Origin of the sequence: Nocardia cerradoensis NBRC 101014 (assembly GCF_000308535.1) — a bacterium.
Taxonomy (GTDB): domain Bacteria; phylum Actinomycetota; class Actinomycetes; order Mycobacteriales; family Mycobacteriaceae; genus Nocardia; species Nocardia cerradoensis.
On sequence record NZ_BAFW01000355.1, the window covers coordinates 1 to 15963 of the forward strand.

The following is a 15963-nucleotide window of genomic DNA, read 5'->3' on the forward strand; positions in this document are numbered from 1 at the left end:
CGGCGTCATCGATGTCGTCGGAACCACTCCGGAGCGTACGTATTCCGCGGATATCGCCGAGGCCGGTTCGATACGCACCGGCGACGACGTCCGGATCGCGGGAATTCCGGTCGGCAAGGTGACAGCGCTGCGGCTGCTGCCCGACCGGGTGCGGATGACGTTCACCGTGCGGGACGGCGTCGCCATCGGAGATCAGACCACGCTCGCGGTGCGGATGCTGACCCTCGTCGGCGGCTACTATCTGGCCGTGCAGCCGGCGGGCTCGAATCCATTGGGGCACCACGTGATTCCCGCACAGCGCGTGATTCTTCCCTACAACCTCACCCAGGCGTTCCAGGACGCGGTCGAGCCCGTGCAGCGGACCGACGGCGACGCCGTCCGCCGCGACCTCGCCGCGCTGTCCGGTGCGATCGGCAAGAGTCCGGACGCGCTCCGCCACGCGGGCCGCGCGGTCGCCGACATCGTCGCCATCATGGACCGGCAGAACGCGGACGTCTCGCACACGCTGGCGCTGACCGACGAATATCTGACGGCGCTGAACGGGAATTCCGACACCCTCGTCACCCTGATGCGGACCTTCGGCATCCTCGAGAACGTCGTCGCCGACAATCGGGAACAGCTCAGCTGGGCGCTGCACGGCCTGGCTCAGCTGGTGCAGAAGCTGGTCCCGCTCGGCCGGATCTGGGACGACTCGCTGCGCGATCAGGCGCAGCCGCTCGTCGACGCCGTTCCGAAACTGCGGGAACTCGGCGATCGCATGGGCGCCCTGCTCGATTCCCTGCACACCTTCGAGCAGCGCCTGACGCCGCTGCTGCAGCCGGGCGGCGGAGTGCGCGTCGACCAGTCCGCCGCCACGATCACCGGTATCTGTGTTCCGGTTCCGGGAGGGGGATGCTGATGCTGACGAAGATGCTCGGATCGCGCGGACTGATGTCGGCCGCGGTCGTGCTGGTTCTCGTGCTGGCCGCGGGATTCGGCGTGAAGATGACCGGATCCGAACCGGCGATGCGCAGTTACTGCGCGGAAATGCCCGACAGCATCGGCCTCTACACCGACAGCGCCGTCACCGTCATGGGCGTTCAGGTCGGCAAGGTCACCGCCATCGAACCCGGCAACGGCGCGGCCACGGTGCGGTTCACGGTGCGCGCCGACCGCACACTCCCGCCGGACGTCGGCGCGGTGACGGTCAGCCACACCATCCTGGCCGATCGCAATCTGGCACTCATCGGCGCCGAACCCGCCGGCGCCGGGTGGGATCCGGGCCGATGCATCACCAAAACCTTGACGCCCAAGAGCATGTCGCAAACCTTCGACGCCCTGGCGAAACTCTCCGATCAGTTGAACGCGGCCGCGGATCCCGCACAGCGCAGCGCCGTCGGTGACGGTCTCGACGCCCTCGACCGGGCGACATCCGGTACCGGACAGCAGCTCAACGCGCTCATCGAGCAACTGAGCCGGGCGCTCGCCTCCCCCGACGCGGCGATCGGACATCTCGGTCAGCTCATGGACGATCTGGCCGCACTGGCCCATCGAGCCCGCAACGGATGGCCGGAACTGGAGAACATCGTGCCGCGGCTGACCGAGACGTTCTCCGATATCAACACTCTCGCCTTCCCGCCCGTGGCCGATCTGGTGATCGCGCTCGCCGGGCTGCTCCCGGAACTCAACGAGGTGGTCATGAAGCTCGGCTCCCCCGCACTGCGGGCGCTGAACAACGTCCCCGGTCTGTCGAAACTCCTCGCCTCGGGAGTCGGCTCGCTCGCCGAGATCATCCGCATGACCCCGGCCCTCGCCACCGGGTTCACCGATGCGGTCGATCCGGTCAGCGGCGAGTTCACCATCGGGTACGCGCCACCGAAACTCGCGCTGTCCCCACAGCAGACCGATCAGATCTGCGCGGCGCTGCGCGCGGTCGCGGGACAGCAGTGCGCGACCGCCGGCAACGGCGCGGTGACCGTGCCGGCACTGCCGGTACTCCTGTCGGCGGTGAGCGCGAAATGACCCGACGCACCGCGAACCTGCGCCGGATCTGCGCCTGCGCGCTGGTCGCCGCCACCCTCGCCGCATCGGCCGCGGCCTGCGGTTTCCAGCCCGCCGACATCCCGGTGCCGGGCACCGGCGTGGGTGGACCGACCTACCGGTTACGCATCGAATTCGCCGACGTCCTCAATCTTCCGCAGGGCGCCAAGGTCATCGCGAACGGGGTGCGGATCGGTCAGCTCACCCACATCACCGTCGTCGAGCCGGTACCGGCCACCGGCACGGCTGCGGCGCGCAAGGGCTATGTGATCGCCGATGTCGCCATTCGCACCTCGGTCCGGCTACCGGTCGGCACCACCGCCCGGCTGCGGCAGGCCACACCGCTCGGCGACGTCCACATCGCGCTCACCGAACCGGCCCATCCCACGGCCGGCGAAATCCGCCCGGACGCGACGATCCCGATCTCCGACACGCGCCCGCAACTGCCCATCGAGGACATCCTCGCGCAGCTGGCCACCTTCGTCGGCAGCGGCGCGGTGCACGACATCCAGAACATCGTGCACACCGTGAACGGGATCATGCCGGCGGATCCGGCGGTGACCGCGCGGATCTCCGACGTGCTCGGTGCGGACCTGAACGACCTTGCCGCACACACCGATTCGATTCACCAGCTGGTCAGCGGCATCCAGGCCACGGTCGACGAGGGCCTGCTGAATCACACCTCCACGTGGGATCCCCTGCTCACCCCGGACGGGGTGCAGCACACCACCGATGTGATCCGCGCCGAAATCGGCGTCGTGTTCGTCCTCACCGCCCTCGGACCGTTCGCGCCGTCGACAACCTGGCTGGGGCCGGTGCTGGATTCGACCACGGCCGCCGCCCGCGCGGTGGTGCCGATGCTGTTCGGCAGTGCGCCGCTCGACACCGGCTCCCCGTCGAATATGACGAGACTGACGAATCTGCTGCAGTCCCAGATCATTCCGTTCGCCGAGCGCGGCCCGAAGATCAACCTGGCCGGCGTCACGATATCGCCGCCTCCGGCCCCCGGCCTGCCCCCCGAGGAGCAGACCACCCGCATCGTCGACACACTGCGGATGATCGGAGCGGTGCGATGAGAATTCGATCGATCGTCTCGCTCACGGCGATCGCCGCCGTCCTCGTCTTCGGCATCGTCTACATGACGGTGGGTGTGCTGCACCTCGATCCGCGCACGTCGTTTCTCACCGCCGATCTCCGGCTCCCCGAATCCGGTGGGCTGGGCCCGAATTCGCCGGTGCTGTTCGACGGGGTCGCGGTCGGCAAGGCCGAGACGGTGCGCAAACAGGCCTCCGGCGTGCTCGTCCGGCTGCGGATCGACGACAAGTACCACATCCCGGCCACCAGCGACATCCATATCGAACAGCTGTCGGCGCTCGGCGAACCGTATATCGAATTCGCCTCGACGAGTCCGGGCGGGCCGTATCTGCGTGACGGGCAGACGATCTCGACCGAGCGGGTGCATCTGCCGATGACCATCACGGCGCTGTCGACCCGGGCGGTGGCGCTGCTCGAGCAGATCCATCCGGAGACGGTGGCGCGGCTGGTCGACACCTTCGACACCGCGCTGACGGGTACCGATCAGGCGATGCGCACGCTGCAGCACTCGTCCGATCTGCTGGCGGCCACCCTGCTGAGCCGCACCGACGCCATCCGGCAGCTGTTCGCCGATATGCAGGCCGTCGGCGGGAATATGGACTGGCTGGGGCCCTCCCTGGAAACCGCCGGACCGCAACTCGGCCGGTTCGGCACCATGCTGATCAAGATCGTCGAGGGCGGGTCCGTGCTGTCGAACAAACAGCCCGTCGACAACTACTACACCGGCGACGGACTGGTCCCGTTCCTCGGGCAACTGAACGAGTTGCTGAACAAGATCGGACCGGCCGTCGCCCCACTGGGCCCCGCCGTGCAGCCGGTGCTCACCGAGGCCGTCCACTCCTCGCCCCGTATCGACGTCAGCGCATTGATCAGCCAGGCACTGCAGGGCGTCGATCCCGACGGGACGCTGCACTTCCGGATCGCCGTCAGATAGCCGAATACCAGCCCGACCGGCAGGAGGAACCCACCGATGAGCACAGCAGTAGACGAGCAGGACACCCCGGCCGCGACGGAGGCGGACAAGGACGAAAACAACAGCGCTACAACGGCTTCCGTACCATCGGGGGAGCGACGAGCCGCGCTGACGATCGCCGTCCGGCTCTCCACCGTACTGACCACCGCGGTGATCGTCGCCCTGCTGGTGGTGAGCATCGTGTTCGGCTGCCTGTACTTCTCGGCGCGCTCCACGCTGTCCGATCGCGATACCGCCGCCGCTGCCGACCGGCACGCCGCGGATATCGCGTCGAAGTACGCCGTCGGCGCCTCGACCATCGACTACCACGATGTGAAGAGCTGGATCGAGCGGTTGAAGGCCGGCACCACGACCCAGCTGGCGGCGAAATTCGATGCGACCGCCCCGCAACTCGAGCAGATCCTGCTGCCGCTGCAGTGGACCTCGAAGGCGACGCCGCTGTCCGCCGCGGTGACCTCCGAATCCGACGGCATCTACAAGGTCGACGCCTATCTGGACGTGACGTCGACCAGCGCGCAGACACCCGACGGCGGCCGCACCACCGTGACCTACTCGCTCACCATCGACCGCAACGCGGACTGGAAGATCACCGACGTCGGCGGGTTGCAGAACGCCCTGCCCACCAAGTGAGTCGGCCGCGGGCCGCCGGAAGCGATAGGACACTATGGGCTGATGACCGATATGCCTGCCATGTTCACCGTCGACGAGGACGGTCGGTACCTGCCCCGGAAGTGGGCGTACGGCCGCTGGGGTGCGGACATGCTCAGCGGCCCCGCCGTCTGCGCGGCCGCCGCGCGCACCCTCGAACGCGAACACGGGCTGCCCGGTTTCGTCCCGGCTCGGTTCACCATCGATCTGTTCAAGGCGGCGAAAGGACAGCCCCTCGAGGTGCATACCGAGGTGATCCGCGCCGGTCGGCGGATCCACATCGCCTCGGCCACGGTCCGCCAGGGTGGGGTCGAGGTCGCCGAGGCGCGGCTCGTCCAACTGCGCGCCACCGACGCCCCTCCGGGCGAGGAGTGGCATTCCGAGCATCCGTTCGATCCGCCCACCGACGCGGGGGTGGACTGGTGGTATCGCAGCGACAACGACTGGTCGACGTCGATGGGCGACCATCAGAACTCCGGCCGCAAGAGCCTGTGGGCGGTCCCGCTGGGTGCGGTCGAGGGCGAGGAGCGCAGCGCGTTCGTCCAGGCCGTGGTCGCCGCCGAGTCCACGAGCCTGGTGACCAACTGGGGATCGCAGGGCATCGGATACATCAACGCCGATCTCACCGTCGCACTCGATCGCCTACCCGTCGGTGACCGGATCGGGCTGCAAGCCCAGACCCACCTCACCGGCAACGGTGTATCCGTCGGTACCGCAACCCTTTTCGATTCGCGCGGGCCGATCGGCACCGGCATGGTGACCGCGGTCGGCAACGCGGCCGCCCAGATCGACTTCTCCGCGAACGGGATCGACTTCTCCGAGAACTGAGGCGCCGGGCGATAAACGCGTCCCGATATCGCGGCGCCGAGCGTGTCGGGTTGACCGCGCGGCGGCGGATTCCGACGATCGTCGGGGTGAGCCCGATCCGAAGGACGCCCGCCGCGCGGCGTCGGCACCTGTGGCCGGTAGTGATCGTCGTCCTCGGTGTGGTGGCCGCACCGCCGCCGGTGGCGACCGCGACCCCGGCGGACGAGCTGTGGTCCGCGACGTCGGAATCGTTCGCACCCGGCGATTTCCACGCCGCGCCCTATCTGGGGAACGGCCGGATCGGCACGGTGCTGCCGCCCAGCGGCGGTGGATACCACGACTACGGCGACGCGGTGCGCACCTCGTTCCCGCTGCAGCAATCCCGTTATACCGGAACGTATTTGGCGGGCTTCTACGCGCAGGCCGAGCCCTCGCCGCAGTACACCCAGGTGATCGCCGCGCTGCCCGCGTGGTCGGGGCTCACCGTCGAGATCGGCGGGCACCGATACGACGCCGACGTGGATCCGGCGACGGTGCACGAGTACCGCCAGACGCTGGACTACCGCACCGCGACGGTCACCACCCGGGCCGACTGGACACCGGAGCCGCGATATCGGCTGCGACTTCGCTACGACACCTTCGTCTCCCGCGACCGGCCGGACCTCGCGGTGCAGAAACTGACCGTCACCCCCGATAACCCCGGTGAGGTCGCGGTCGTCGACCGGATCGACGGCGCGGCGGCGCGCCGGGTCGTCCCGGTGACGGCGACGGCCGATCCGAGCACCGGACGCACCGTGGCGGGAGTCCGCGCGCACGGGACCGTCGACACCGCGTTCGTCGTGTCGTCGGTCGACTCCCCGCCGCAGGCCGTCGGCACCGCGCTGCCCGGCGCCGACGGCATCCGATACGTTCTGCCCGCCACCGGAAACGACAGCTACACCTTCACCGCCTACACCGGCATCTCCTCCACCGACTACGGACCCGATCCCCTGGCCGCCGCCACCGCCGCGGCCGAATCGGGCCGCGCCCAGGGCTTCGAGGCCGCACATTCCGCCCATGCCGCGCAATGGGACCGGCTGTGGGAGCCCACCCTCGAGATTCCGGGCCGCACCGACTACACCCGATGGATCCGCGCCGCACTGTATTCCGTCCTGGCCGGCGTCCGCGCGGGCGAGCGGTGGTCGGTGCAACCGGCGGGACTGTCGTCCGACGACTACGGCGGCATGACGTTCTGGGACGCCGAGACCTGGATCTTCCCGACGCTGCTGGCGCTGTATCCGGACCTGGCCCGGACCGTGGTCGATTTCCGTGCCGCCGCGTTGCCTGCCGCCCGGGCCAACGCCCGCGGCTACGGCCTGCCCGGCGCGCTGTATCCGTGGAACGACGGGCCCGCCCAGCGTTGCGCGTCCCCGATCGGGTGTGGCCTCACCGAGGAACATCTGCACAACGAGATCGCCTTGGCCCAATGGCAGTACTACCTGGCCACCGGCGATCGTGACTGGCTACGTACCCGCGGCGCCCCGGTGATCACCGCGATCGCCGACTATCTGACCGCGCGGATCGGGCCGAAACTGCCCGACGGCGCCTACCATTTCGCCCCGGCCGCCGGATCCGACGAGTATGTCGCCTTCTCGATCGACAACGCCCTCACCAACGGCGGCGTACGCAACACGATGGACATCGCCGCCCGAGCGGCCGGGCTGTCCGGACTTCCCGTCGACCCGCGCTGGGCCGATATCGGCGCGAATATGGCGATGCCTCCCGATATCGCGCCCGGGGTGCCCGCCGAATATCTCGGCTACACCGGCGCCCCGATCAAACAGGCCGACACGGTGCTGCTCAGCTATCCGTTCACCTATGCGGCGCCCGGCTATTCACCGGCCGCGACCATGCGGTACTACTTCGACCGCACCGATCCGGACGGCCCGAATATGAGCAACAGCGTCAGTGCGATCCTCAGCGCCCGCTACGACCCCTGCCGCACCCAGTACTACCTGGATCGATCCGTGCAGCCCTACGCCCGGGAACCGTACGAATTCCAGGCCGAGGCGCGCGGGGACCGGTCGGGAGCCAACGCGCAGGGGCAGTCGGCGTGGATCTTCGTCACCGGCGCCGCGGGATTCCTGCAGGGACTGCTCTACGGCCCCCTCGGATTGCGCTGGACCGACAGCGGCGCGGCCGTCGATCCGATGCTGCCCGGCGGTTTTCCCGACGGCCTGACCATTCGCGAACTGGCGATCGGCGCCACCCGGATGACCGTTCACATCGGGCCCGCGACCACGACGCTGACCCTCACCTCGGGCGGCCCGATCACCGTGCAGACACCGGGTGGGCCCGCCGAACTGGTTGCCGGACAACCGCTTTCGGTCCTCACCCGCGCCGCGTGCTGACGCGCACAGCGGGTTTGCGCACGCTCCATCGGCCGGCCCGTCGCGACCGATCGCCCGAAACGAGCGTCGTGCGGTTGCGCGATGCGGCCGCCGCCACCACGATCGCCGGTGTGCAGAATCACTTCGACTTCGGCGGCCGGCAGCACCGGTCCGCCCCGGCGCTATCGATCGCGGCGCAGGCGATCGCCTCCGGCCGGTTGCCGGTGCCATGGGACCGGCTCGAGCCTCCGGCGGCCGTCGCATGAGCGCCATCGAGCAGGTCGCCGATTCGGTGTACGTGGTGGCCGGGACGAACGTCAACTGGTCGCTGATCACCGGTGACTCCGGCGTCGTCCTCGTCGACGCCGGCTATCCACGGGATACCGGCGCGGTGCTCGATTCCCTTCGCCAGATCGGTCACGAGCCGGCCGATCTGGCGGCGATTCTGCTCACCCACGCTCACCTGGACCACATCGGCGCCATCCCGACCCTGGTCGAACGCACAGGTGTGCCCGTCTACACGGGAGCGGACGAGGCCGCGCACGCCCGCCGGGAGTATCTGCAGCAGATCACTCCCGTGGACATGGCCCGCCAGCTCCGCACACCCGGTGGACCGCGGTGGGTGTTCCAGACGCTGCGCGCCCTGGGCGGCCACGTGGGCATGAGCGTGCCCACCGCCACCGCCTACGACGAGAACACCCTGCGGCAGTTGCCCGGCGGTATCGTGGCCGTTCCCACGCCGGGGCACACGACCGGCCACACCGCCTATCTCATGCCCGGAGAAGGCATCCTCTTCAGCGGCGACGCGCTGGTCACCGGCCATCCACTGCTTCCCGACACCGGACTGCAAGCACTACCCGAGGTCTTCAACCACGACGAGGCACAGACCCACACCACCGCGGAATCGCTGATCGCGCAGCGCCCGCGGCTGCTGATACCGGGCCACGGAAAACCCATGGCCCGCTGATCTCACCGGCCCGGCGATCCGGCATCGCCCGGCTACACCCGGGCCGGATCCCGAGTCTCGGCCTTCGCGGCTTCGCGGGCCAGGATGCGCGCTCGCTGCTCCTCGAAGCGCACGACGTCGCGCCCGAGCTTGTCGAGATAGTCGGCGAGCTCCTGACGGGCGCGCTCGCCCCGCTCGGTGAAATCGGTGCGGCCGAAGACATTCCAGTGCCGCAGCACCGGATTCAGCACCTCGTCGAGGTGCTGGCGCAGATCGTAGATGCCGTGCTTGACCATCAGCACGCCGTTGCGCCGCCAGTTCGGCATCCCGGTGCCGGGCATGGCGAAATTCTTCGCGATCGTGGTGACCGATTCCATCGCCTGGTCCGGCGCCAGATCGAACGCCGCCGCCGCGAGCGACCGGTAGAAGATCATGTGCAGGTTCTCGTCGGCCGCGATGCGCGCCAGCATGTGGTCGGCGATCGGGTCGTTGCACACCCGGCCGGTGGAGCGATGGCTGATGCGCGTGGCCAGCTCCTGGAACGTCACGTAGACGACCTGGTGGAGCATGCCGTGGAAGTACTCGGGTGCGTGCACTCCGCGCGTCATGTGCACCATCCGGTCCTGCTCCAGCGCCACCGGGTCGACCCCGCGGGTGACCACCAGATAGTCGCGCATGGCGATGGCGTGGCGGTTCTCCTCGGCGGTCCAGCGCCCGACCCAGGTTCCCCAGGCGCCGTCGCGGGAGAAATGTTCGCTGATGGTCCGGTGATAGGAGGGCAGATTGTCCTCGGTGAGCAGGTTGGTGATCATGGCGACCTTCGCCACTTCCGACAGGCGGGACTGTTCGGGATCCCAATCGACGCCACCGAGTGCCGCGAAATTGCGGCCTTCGTCCCAGGGCACGTAATCGTGCGGGTGCCATTCCTTGGCGGTGGCCAGATGCCGGTCCAATTGGCTCGCGACGACCGGCTCGAGTTCGATGAGCAACTGCAACTGCGTCAAATCCTTTGGCATGCAATTCCTTTCGAAAAGGTGAACCATCGGGTTTACGACACACAAGGGTGATCCGAGAGCAGTGTTGCGCGGCGATACGCTACCCGCTGCCCAGCAGTTGCCGGAAGTTCCCGCCGACGTGTCCCCCGGTCGATAGCGCCGGTCGCGTCGCGCCGTGAATAGATGTCCGCCGAATCAAACCTGAAGTCCGGACAATTCGGACGTGACATACTCCTCTTCAATTAGTTAGCCATCGCAACTATATTATTTGGAGACCCATTCCGTTTTCCTGTCGATGAGGGAGAGAACTTGGCTTCCGCCCAACCCGCCGAGGACCTGGACGCCTCCGACATCCAGACCATCGGCCGCCGGCTCCGGGTAGATCACGACCACCCGCACTACAAGTGGGTGGCACTGTCGAACACGACCCTCGGCATGTTGATGGTCACGATCAACTCGTCGATCGTGATCATCTCCCTGCCGGCGATCTTCCGCGGGATCCACCTCAACCCGCTCGAACCCGCCAACGTCAGCTACCTGCTGTGGATGCTGATGGGCTTCATGCTCACCTCCGCGGTACTCGTGGTGATGTTCGGCCGCCTCGGCGACATGTTCGGCCGCGTCCGCATCTACAACCTCGGCTTCGTCATATTCAGCATCTGCGCCATAGCGCTGTCGTTCGATCCGTTCGATCTCGGCGGCGGCGCGATATGGCTGATCGCCTGGCGCGTGGCGCAAGGTATCGGCGGCGCCATGCTGATGGCCAATTCGACGGCCATCCTCACCGACGCCTTCCCGGCCAGGCAGCGCGGAATGGCGCTGGGCATCAACCAGGTCGCGGCGGTCGCCGGTTCGTTCCTGGGTCTGCTGATCGGCGGTCTGCTCGCCGAATGGGACTGGAAGGCCATCTTCTGGGTCAGCGTGCCGTTCGGCATCCTCGGCACCATCTGGTCCTACAAGTCGCTGCACGACAACGGCGCACGCCAGCCCGGATCGCTCGACCTCCCCGGTACCGTCACCTTCGCCCTCGGCCTCACGGCGCTGCTGGCCGGTATCACCTACGGCATCCAGCCCTACGGCGACTCCAAGACCGGCTGGGGCAACCCGTGGGTGCTGACCGGCGTCATCGGCGGCATCGTGCTGCTCGCGCTGTTCTGCGTCATCGAGGCGAAATCGAAACAGCCCATGTTCCACCTGAGCCTGTTCCGCAACCGGACCTTCGCGCTGGGCAGCTTCGCGAGCCTCATGGCCTCCATCAGCCGCGGCGGCCTGCAGTTCATGCTCATCATCTGGCTGCAGGGCATCTGGCTGCCGCTGCACGGCTTCGACTTCGAATCGACGCCGCTGTGGGCCGGTATCTACATGCTGCCGCTGACCATCGGCTTCCTGGTCTCGGGACCGCTGTCCGGATATCTGAGCGACCGCTTCGGCGGGCGGTTGTTCGCCACCGGCGGCCTGTTGCTCGCCGCGATCACCTTCGTCCTGCTGATCGTGATCCCGGTGAACTTCAACTACTGGCTGTTCGCGCTGATCATCCTGCTCAACGGCCTCGGGATGGGCATCTTCACCTCGCCGAACACCGCCGAGGTCATGTCCGCGGTTCCGGCCTCGCAGCGCGGTGTCGCCTCCGGTATGCGCGCGACGCTGATGAACGGCGGTATGGCACTGTCGATCGGCATCTTCTTCTCGCTGATGATCGTCGGCCTGTCCGGCACGCTGCCCGGTGCGATGAATTCCGGGCTGAAGGACCAGGGCGTCCCCGCCGACGTCGCGGGACAGATCGCGGACATGCCGCCGGTCGGCAGCCTGTTCGCGACCTTCCTCGGCTACAACCCGTTCAAGGAGTTGCTCGGCCCGAGCGGCACGCTGGACAAGCCGGGCGTGCATTCCGATGTGCTGACCGGGCAGGAGTTCTTCCCGCACCTGATCTCCGATCCGTTCCATTCGGGCCTGGTGGTGGTGTTCCTCGCCGCCGCGGTGATGATGCTGCTCGGCTCGATCGCCTCCTGGTTCGCCCGCGGCGACTACGTCGAACACGAGGCGCGGGAACTGGCCGAAGCGGCCGGTGCCGGCCTGGTCACGGATGCGGACGCCGAGGCCGAGACGGGCCGCCCGGCCACCAACGGACATCCCGTGCCCGCCGGTCGCCACGCCCTCGCGGCCACCGCGGTGATGCCCGCCGAGGCACCGCCCGCCCGGTCGGAGCGCTCGATCAGCGGACATGTGCTGCGCACCGACGGCCATCCGCTCGCCGGTGTGGCGCTGACACTGATCGACCAGCAGGGACATCAGGTCTCGCGTGCGACCGGCGACCCGCGCGGCGGATACGTGATCGATCCGCCGGCCCCCGGCAGCTACGTACTGATCGTGTCGGCGCGCGGACAGCAGCCGACCGCGGTCACCGTCGCGGTCGACGGGCGGCCGCAGCGTCTCGACGTCACCCTGCACGGGTCGGGCGAGTTGTCCGGCTTCGTCCGCGCGGCGGGCCGGGCGGTGCCCGACGCCACCGTCACCCTCACCGATCTGCGGGGCCAGGTCGTCGGCGCGGCGGTCACCGATGCCGACGGCGGATACCTGTGCTCGGGTGTCGTCGGCGGTACCTACACGCTGGTCGCGGTGGCCACGCATCTGCGCCCGGCCGCCATGACCCTGACCGTGCCCGACAGCGGGGTGCTGCACCACGATGTGGAGCTGTTCCCGCTGGCGGTGCTCACCGGCTCCGTCCGGGCCGGCGATCGGGCGGTCCCCGACGCGCTGGTCACGGTTCTCGACGAGACCGGCGCGGTACTCGGCACCGCGCGCACCGACGGTGAGGGCCGCTACAGCGTGACCGACCTGACCGAGGGCACCCACACCGTCGTGGTCCGCGGCTATCCGCCGCGCGAGGCCCGGGTCGAGGTGGCCGGCGGCGCGGTCGAACACGACGTGCGGCTCGGCTACGACCTGTCCGCCGGCAGCGAGGCCGCCGAACCGGACCCCTCGGAACCGGCATTCGACCGGGACTGACCGAGACCGGCCGATACTGTCGGCCTTCGCGTGGCTCCAGCACAGTGTGGTGCTGGGGCCACGCATGTTTCGGCCATGGGCCAAGGCTCCGGTCACCGCACCCGAAAAGACCGATATCGCACACTATTTCGCCGAGTCCGGTCGGCCGATGCCATGGATCTGCTGATCGCCGAGGAACATCCGGTGCACGTCGTGGTGTACCGCGTGCCGGGCAGAGGGCATACGGCGGCGATGAAAGTGCCCTGAACGCCTGTCCCCGTTGATCTTCGGAGCAGTGCCCCGACCGCTGAAAAATGGTCGCTACCTGCGCGAATCGGTATCCCCCTCAGCAAACTCGACCGGACACCCGACCGCCGGTCCCCCGACCGCTGGTTGTCACGGCACGAAAAACACCGTTAAGCTTGAGTTTGCCAGAAAGATGCTGAGAGAAAAGCTCCCTGGCCACCGAGTTCGCCCGCGTGCAGTCGACTCGAGGATGGACCGACATGACCTTCCTTGCCCTCGGATATCTACGCAGAGATGTCTCGCGACGGCACCAGCATTGGGACGAGTCCCAAATACGCTGGCTGGCAGGGCGTTTGGGCTACAACCTATGTAAGACCGTGGCATTGAGCAACCGCACCTGCGATCCGATCCAGCAGTTGATCGACGCGGTGGTGCGACTCGATGCCGAGGCCGTCGTCGTTCCGAGCCTCGACCACTTCGCCGACCGGGTGATCCCCGCCGACCTGCTCGCGATCACCGACGTCGTCACGGTCACGCCCGAGCACACCTATGCGCGCTGGGCCAGCGGCGAACTGCCCGAATTGAACGGTACGTAACCGTCCCGGAAAAGCCTGTCGCGCAATTCGTCCGGATCCATCGATGCGGACCGGCGAATTGCGCGACCGGGTTTCCGCCGGACGGGTCAGCTGCCGGTGATCGCCTCGTAGTAGAAGAAGTGGTGGCCCTTCGCATCACAGGAGAAGCTGCCATGGAAGCCGACCGCGCACGTCGTCCCGGCGTGTGAGACCGCGGGACCGGCGGTCGGCCCGGACCCGGCGCTCTGGCCGTAGGTCGAGATATCGGGATTGCCGCCGGGCAGGGTGTGCGGAGTCCCGGCATCGAACCCCGGATGGGCGGGCGCCCACGGCACGTCGATGACGACCTCACGGACCGGGAAGGGCACCGGCACCGAGACGTTGTCGCCGAGCTTGATGGACATCCACGTCGGCGTGGCGAGGTCACATCCCACGCTGCCGTCGTCGGCGATCGAGCAGTTCAGAGTCCCGGCGGAGAAGTACACCGGCCCGGGAGTGTCGGCGCCGGCCACGCCACCGAACGCCAGCGGCGCTGCCGCACCGGCCATCGCCACCGTACGCACGATCCATCGTCTCACGCTGCCTCCTTCGGTCTGATGATGTCCCTGACATACCCATCGGCCAACCGCCACAACCCATTACGAGTCCGCACCACACGCGGGCCGGCTACCGCACCGGGTCCACCTCCGTCAGATACTCGTCGAGCCGGGCGGCGCCGGCCAGGAGATGGCGACTACGGGTGGTCAGGCGCTGCTGCCACATCGCGAGAAAGACACTCAGCGCCGCCGCGCCGCCCGCCGCGCGCAACGACTCCAGGAACTGCGCGACCTGCGGCAGCAGATACCCCCCGCGGCGCAGTTGCCTGGCGATCTCGGCGTCGCGCACACACTCCGGGCCGTACCGGCGGTAGCCCGTCGCGCGGTCGCGCTCGGGGCGCAGGATGCCGTGGGTTTCCCAGGTGCGCAGGGTCGCCGGATGCACCCCGATCCGGCGCGCGAGTTCGCCCACGGTGAGCGGCGGTCCGGGAACCGGTGCGGGCGCGGCGGACAGGCCGCTCAGGGCCGTGGCGACTTCGGTCCGCGTCTCGCGTTCGGTCAGCAGTGCGACATGGGCGGCGTCGATGAGCCGGTAGGCGGATTCGAGATCGCCGCGATGGACCGCGCGCATGATCTCCGCGGCCTGCCGATGCCCATGCCCGGCGCGAAGGGCGAGGAAGGCGCGCAGCGCCAGCGCGTGCCGCGGCGTATAGCGGCGGTAACCGGTCTCGGTGCGCTCGGTCGGCGGCAGGATGCCCGCATCGTCGTAATTACGGATCGCCTGCGGGGACAATCCGTGTTCGCGGGCGAGGTCGACAGGTCGCAGGGTGTACCTCCGTTTGAGACTTCGATCGGTGTTTTACCAGCTCGTTTCCGCAGAAGTTTCACTCGAACCTTCAACGATAGTGTCGAAGGCATTCACTGCCGGAAAGGGGTCACCATGTCCACTGCCACCACCCTGCGTGCCATCGGCCGCCCACTCGACGACCCGGTGCGCCTGGGCCGCGCGCTCGACGAACTGCTCGCCGCGCGTCCGGAACCTCCGGCGCTGCTCGGCTTGGGCGAGCCGACGCACGGAATCGCGGCATTCCCGTTGCTGCGCAACGACATTCTGGCCCACCTCGTGGAGCGGGGATTCCGGTCGATCGCGCTGGAGATCGATCTGTTCGCCGCCACCCGCGTCGACGACTACGTCCGCGGCGCCACCGCGGATATCGACGAGATCCTCGACACCGGGTTCAGCCACGGCTTCGGCGCCATCCCGGGCAACCGCGAACTCGTCGAATGGCTGCGCACCTACAACGCCGGCCGGTCGCCGCGAGATCGCGTGCACTGCTACGGATTCGACGCGCCGGTGGAGATCTCCGCCGCGCCGAGTCCGCGACACACCCTGTCGGCGGTTACCGAGTATCTGCCCGCGGCGCTGCGGCCGGAGTCGGCACGTGATCTCGACGCCCTGCTCGGTGCGGATGCCGAGTGGACGAACGAGGCGGCCATGTTCGATCCGGCCGCCTCCGTCGGCAATTCCGCCCGTGCCCGTGCCCTGCGCGTCGTCGCCGACGACCTCGCCGGCGCGCTGCACCGCGCGGGTCCCGCTCTGCGACCGGCCGATCCGATCGGTTACGACCGGGCGGTCACCCGGGCGCGCATCGCGCAGGGCCTGCTGTGCTACCACGCGGCCATGGCCACTCCGGCCACCGATCGCCTCGGCGCCCTGATGAGCGTGCGCGCCGAGATGATGGCCGACAACCTGCTGGCGATCGTCGAGC

At 68.4% G+C, this 15963-nt stretch carries 15 protein-coding genes and 1 pseudogene; 13 read left to right on the forward strand and 3 right to left on the reverse strand.

The annotated features are described in order from the left end of the window. The 9 genes from ON23_RS30120 to ON23_RS30160 form a co-directional block, all read left to right on the forward strand. On the forward strand, positions 1–898 hold an 898-nt coding region (locus tag ON23_RS30120; protein ID WP_039782540.1), incomplete at its 5' end, for an MlaD family protein. Next, positions 898–2001 carry an MlaD family protein gene (locus ON23_RS30125; RefSeq protein WP_039782559.1) on the forward strand — a complete coding sequence of 368 codons (1104 nt, stop codon included), beginning with the start codon at positions 898–900 and terminating at the stop codon, positions 1999–2001. The genes ON23_RS30120 and ON23_RS30125, both read left to right, overlap by 1 nt. After that, the gene (locus ON23_RS30130) at positions 1998–3095 is read left to right on the forward strand and encodes an MlaD family protein (RefSeq protein ID WP_039782541.1); all 1098 of its coding nucleotides are present in this window, start codon (positions 1998–2000) and stop codon (positions 3093–3095) included. Before ON23_RS30125 ends, ON23_RS30130 begins: the two co-directional genes overlap by 4 nt. Further along, a complete protein-coding gene (locus tag ON23_RS30135) occupies positions 3092–4048 on the forward strand; it encodes an MlaD family protein (RefSeq protein WP_039782543.1) in 957 nt (318 codons plus the stop codon). The genes ON23_RS30130 and ON23_RS30135 overlap by 4 nt, the downstream gene beginning before the upstream one ends. A 36-nt stretch (positions 4049–4084) precedes the next feature. Continuing rightward, on the forward strand, positions 4085–4717 hold the full coding sequence (locus tag ON23_RS30140) for a hypothetical protein (protein ID WP_039782544.1): 633 nt from the start codon (positions 4085–4087) through the stop codon (positions 4715–4717). 42 nt (positions 4718–4759) lie between these two features. Beyond that, positions 4760–5563 carry an acyl-CoA thioesterase domain-containing protein gene (locus ON23_RS30145; protein WP_039782545.1) on the forward strand — a complete coding sequence of 268 codons (804 nt, stop codon included), beginning with the start codon at positions 4760–4762 and terminating at the stop codon, positions 5561–5563. 86 nt (positions 5564–5649) lie between these two features. Next, a complete protein-coding gene (locus ON23_RS30150) occupies positions 5650–7932 on the forward strand; it encodes a glycoside hydrolase family 65 protein (RefSeq protein ID WP_157170330.1) in 2283 nt (760 codons plus the stop codon). Between the two features lie 68 nt (positions 7933–8000). Then, entirely contained in the window at positions 8001–8177 is a 177-nt protein-coding gene (locus ON23_RS30155) for a hypothetical protein (RefSeq protein WP_157170331.1), read from the forward strand. Beyond that, positions 8174–8878 (forward strand): MBL fold metallo-hydrolase, encoded by a 705-nt coding sequence (locus ON23_RS30160; protein ID WP_039782549.1) that lies wholly within the window; start codon positions 8174–8176, stop codon positions 8876–8878. Before ON23_RS30155 ends, ON23_RS30160 begins: the two co-directional genes overlap by 4 nt. A gap of 32 nt (positions 8879–8910) precedes the next feature. Here ON23_RS30160 and ON23_RS30165 read toward each other — a convergent pair whose 3' ends face one another. Continuing rightward, entirely contained in the window at positions 8911–9873 is a 963-nt protein-coding gene (locus ON23_RS30165) for an acyl-ACP desaturase (RefSeq protein ID WP_039782551.1), read from the reverse strand. Positions 9874–10161: 288 nt separating this feature from the next. Here ON23_RS30165 and ON23_RS39480 point away from each other — a divergent pair. The 3 genes and pseudogenes from ON23_RS39480 to ON23_RS30175 form a co-directional block, all read left to right on the forward strand. Beyond that, positions 10162–11880: pseudogene (locus ON23_RS39480) on the forward strand (MFS transporter); the annotation flags it as partial. A gap of 144 nt (positions 11881–12024) precedes the next feature. Continuing rightward, the gene (locus ON23_RS39485; RefSeq protein ID WP_244969620.1) at positions 12025–12858 is read left to right on the forward strand and encodes an MSCRAMM family protein; all 834 of its coding nucleotides are present in this window, start codon (positions 12025–12027) and stop codon (positions 12856–12858) included. Between the two features lie 602 nt (positions 12859–13460). Then, positions 13461–13679, forward strand: coding sequence for a hypothetical protein (locus ON23_RS30175; RefSeq protein ID WP_244969555.1), 219 nt, complete (start codon positions 13461–13463; stop codon positions 13677–13679). Between the two features lie 86 nt (positions 13680–13765). Here ON23_RS30175 and ON23_RS30180 read toward each other — a convergent pair whose 3' ends face one another. After that, complete coding sequence (locus ON23_RS30180) at positions 13766–14236, reverse strand: hypothetical protein (protein ID WP_245556187.1); 471 nt, start codon at positions 14234–14236, stop codon at positions 13766–13768. 88 nt (positions 14237–14324) lie between these two features. Beyond that, on the reverse strand, positions 14325–15020 hold the full coding sequence (locus tag ON23_RS30185; RefSeq protein ID WP_039782555.1) for a MerR family transcriptional regulator: 696 nt from the start codon (positions 15018–15020) through the stop codon (positions 14325–14327). Between the two features lie 114 nt (positions 15021–15134). On the opposite strand from ON23_RS30185, the gene ON23_RS30190 reads away from it, so the two are divergent. Beyond that, the coding region (locus ON23_RS30190) for an erythromycin esterase family protein (RefSeq protein ID WP_039782556.1) at positions 15135–15963 on the forward strand (829 nt) is incomplete at its 3' end.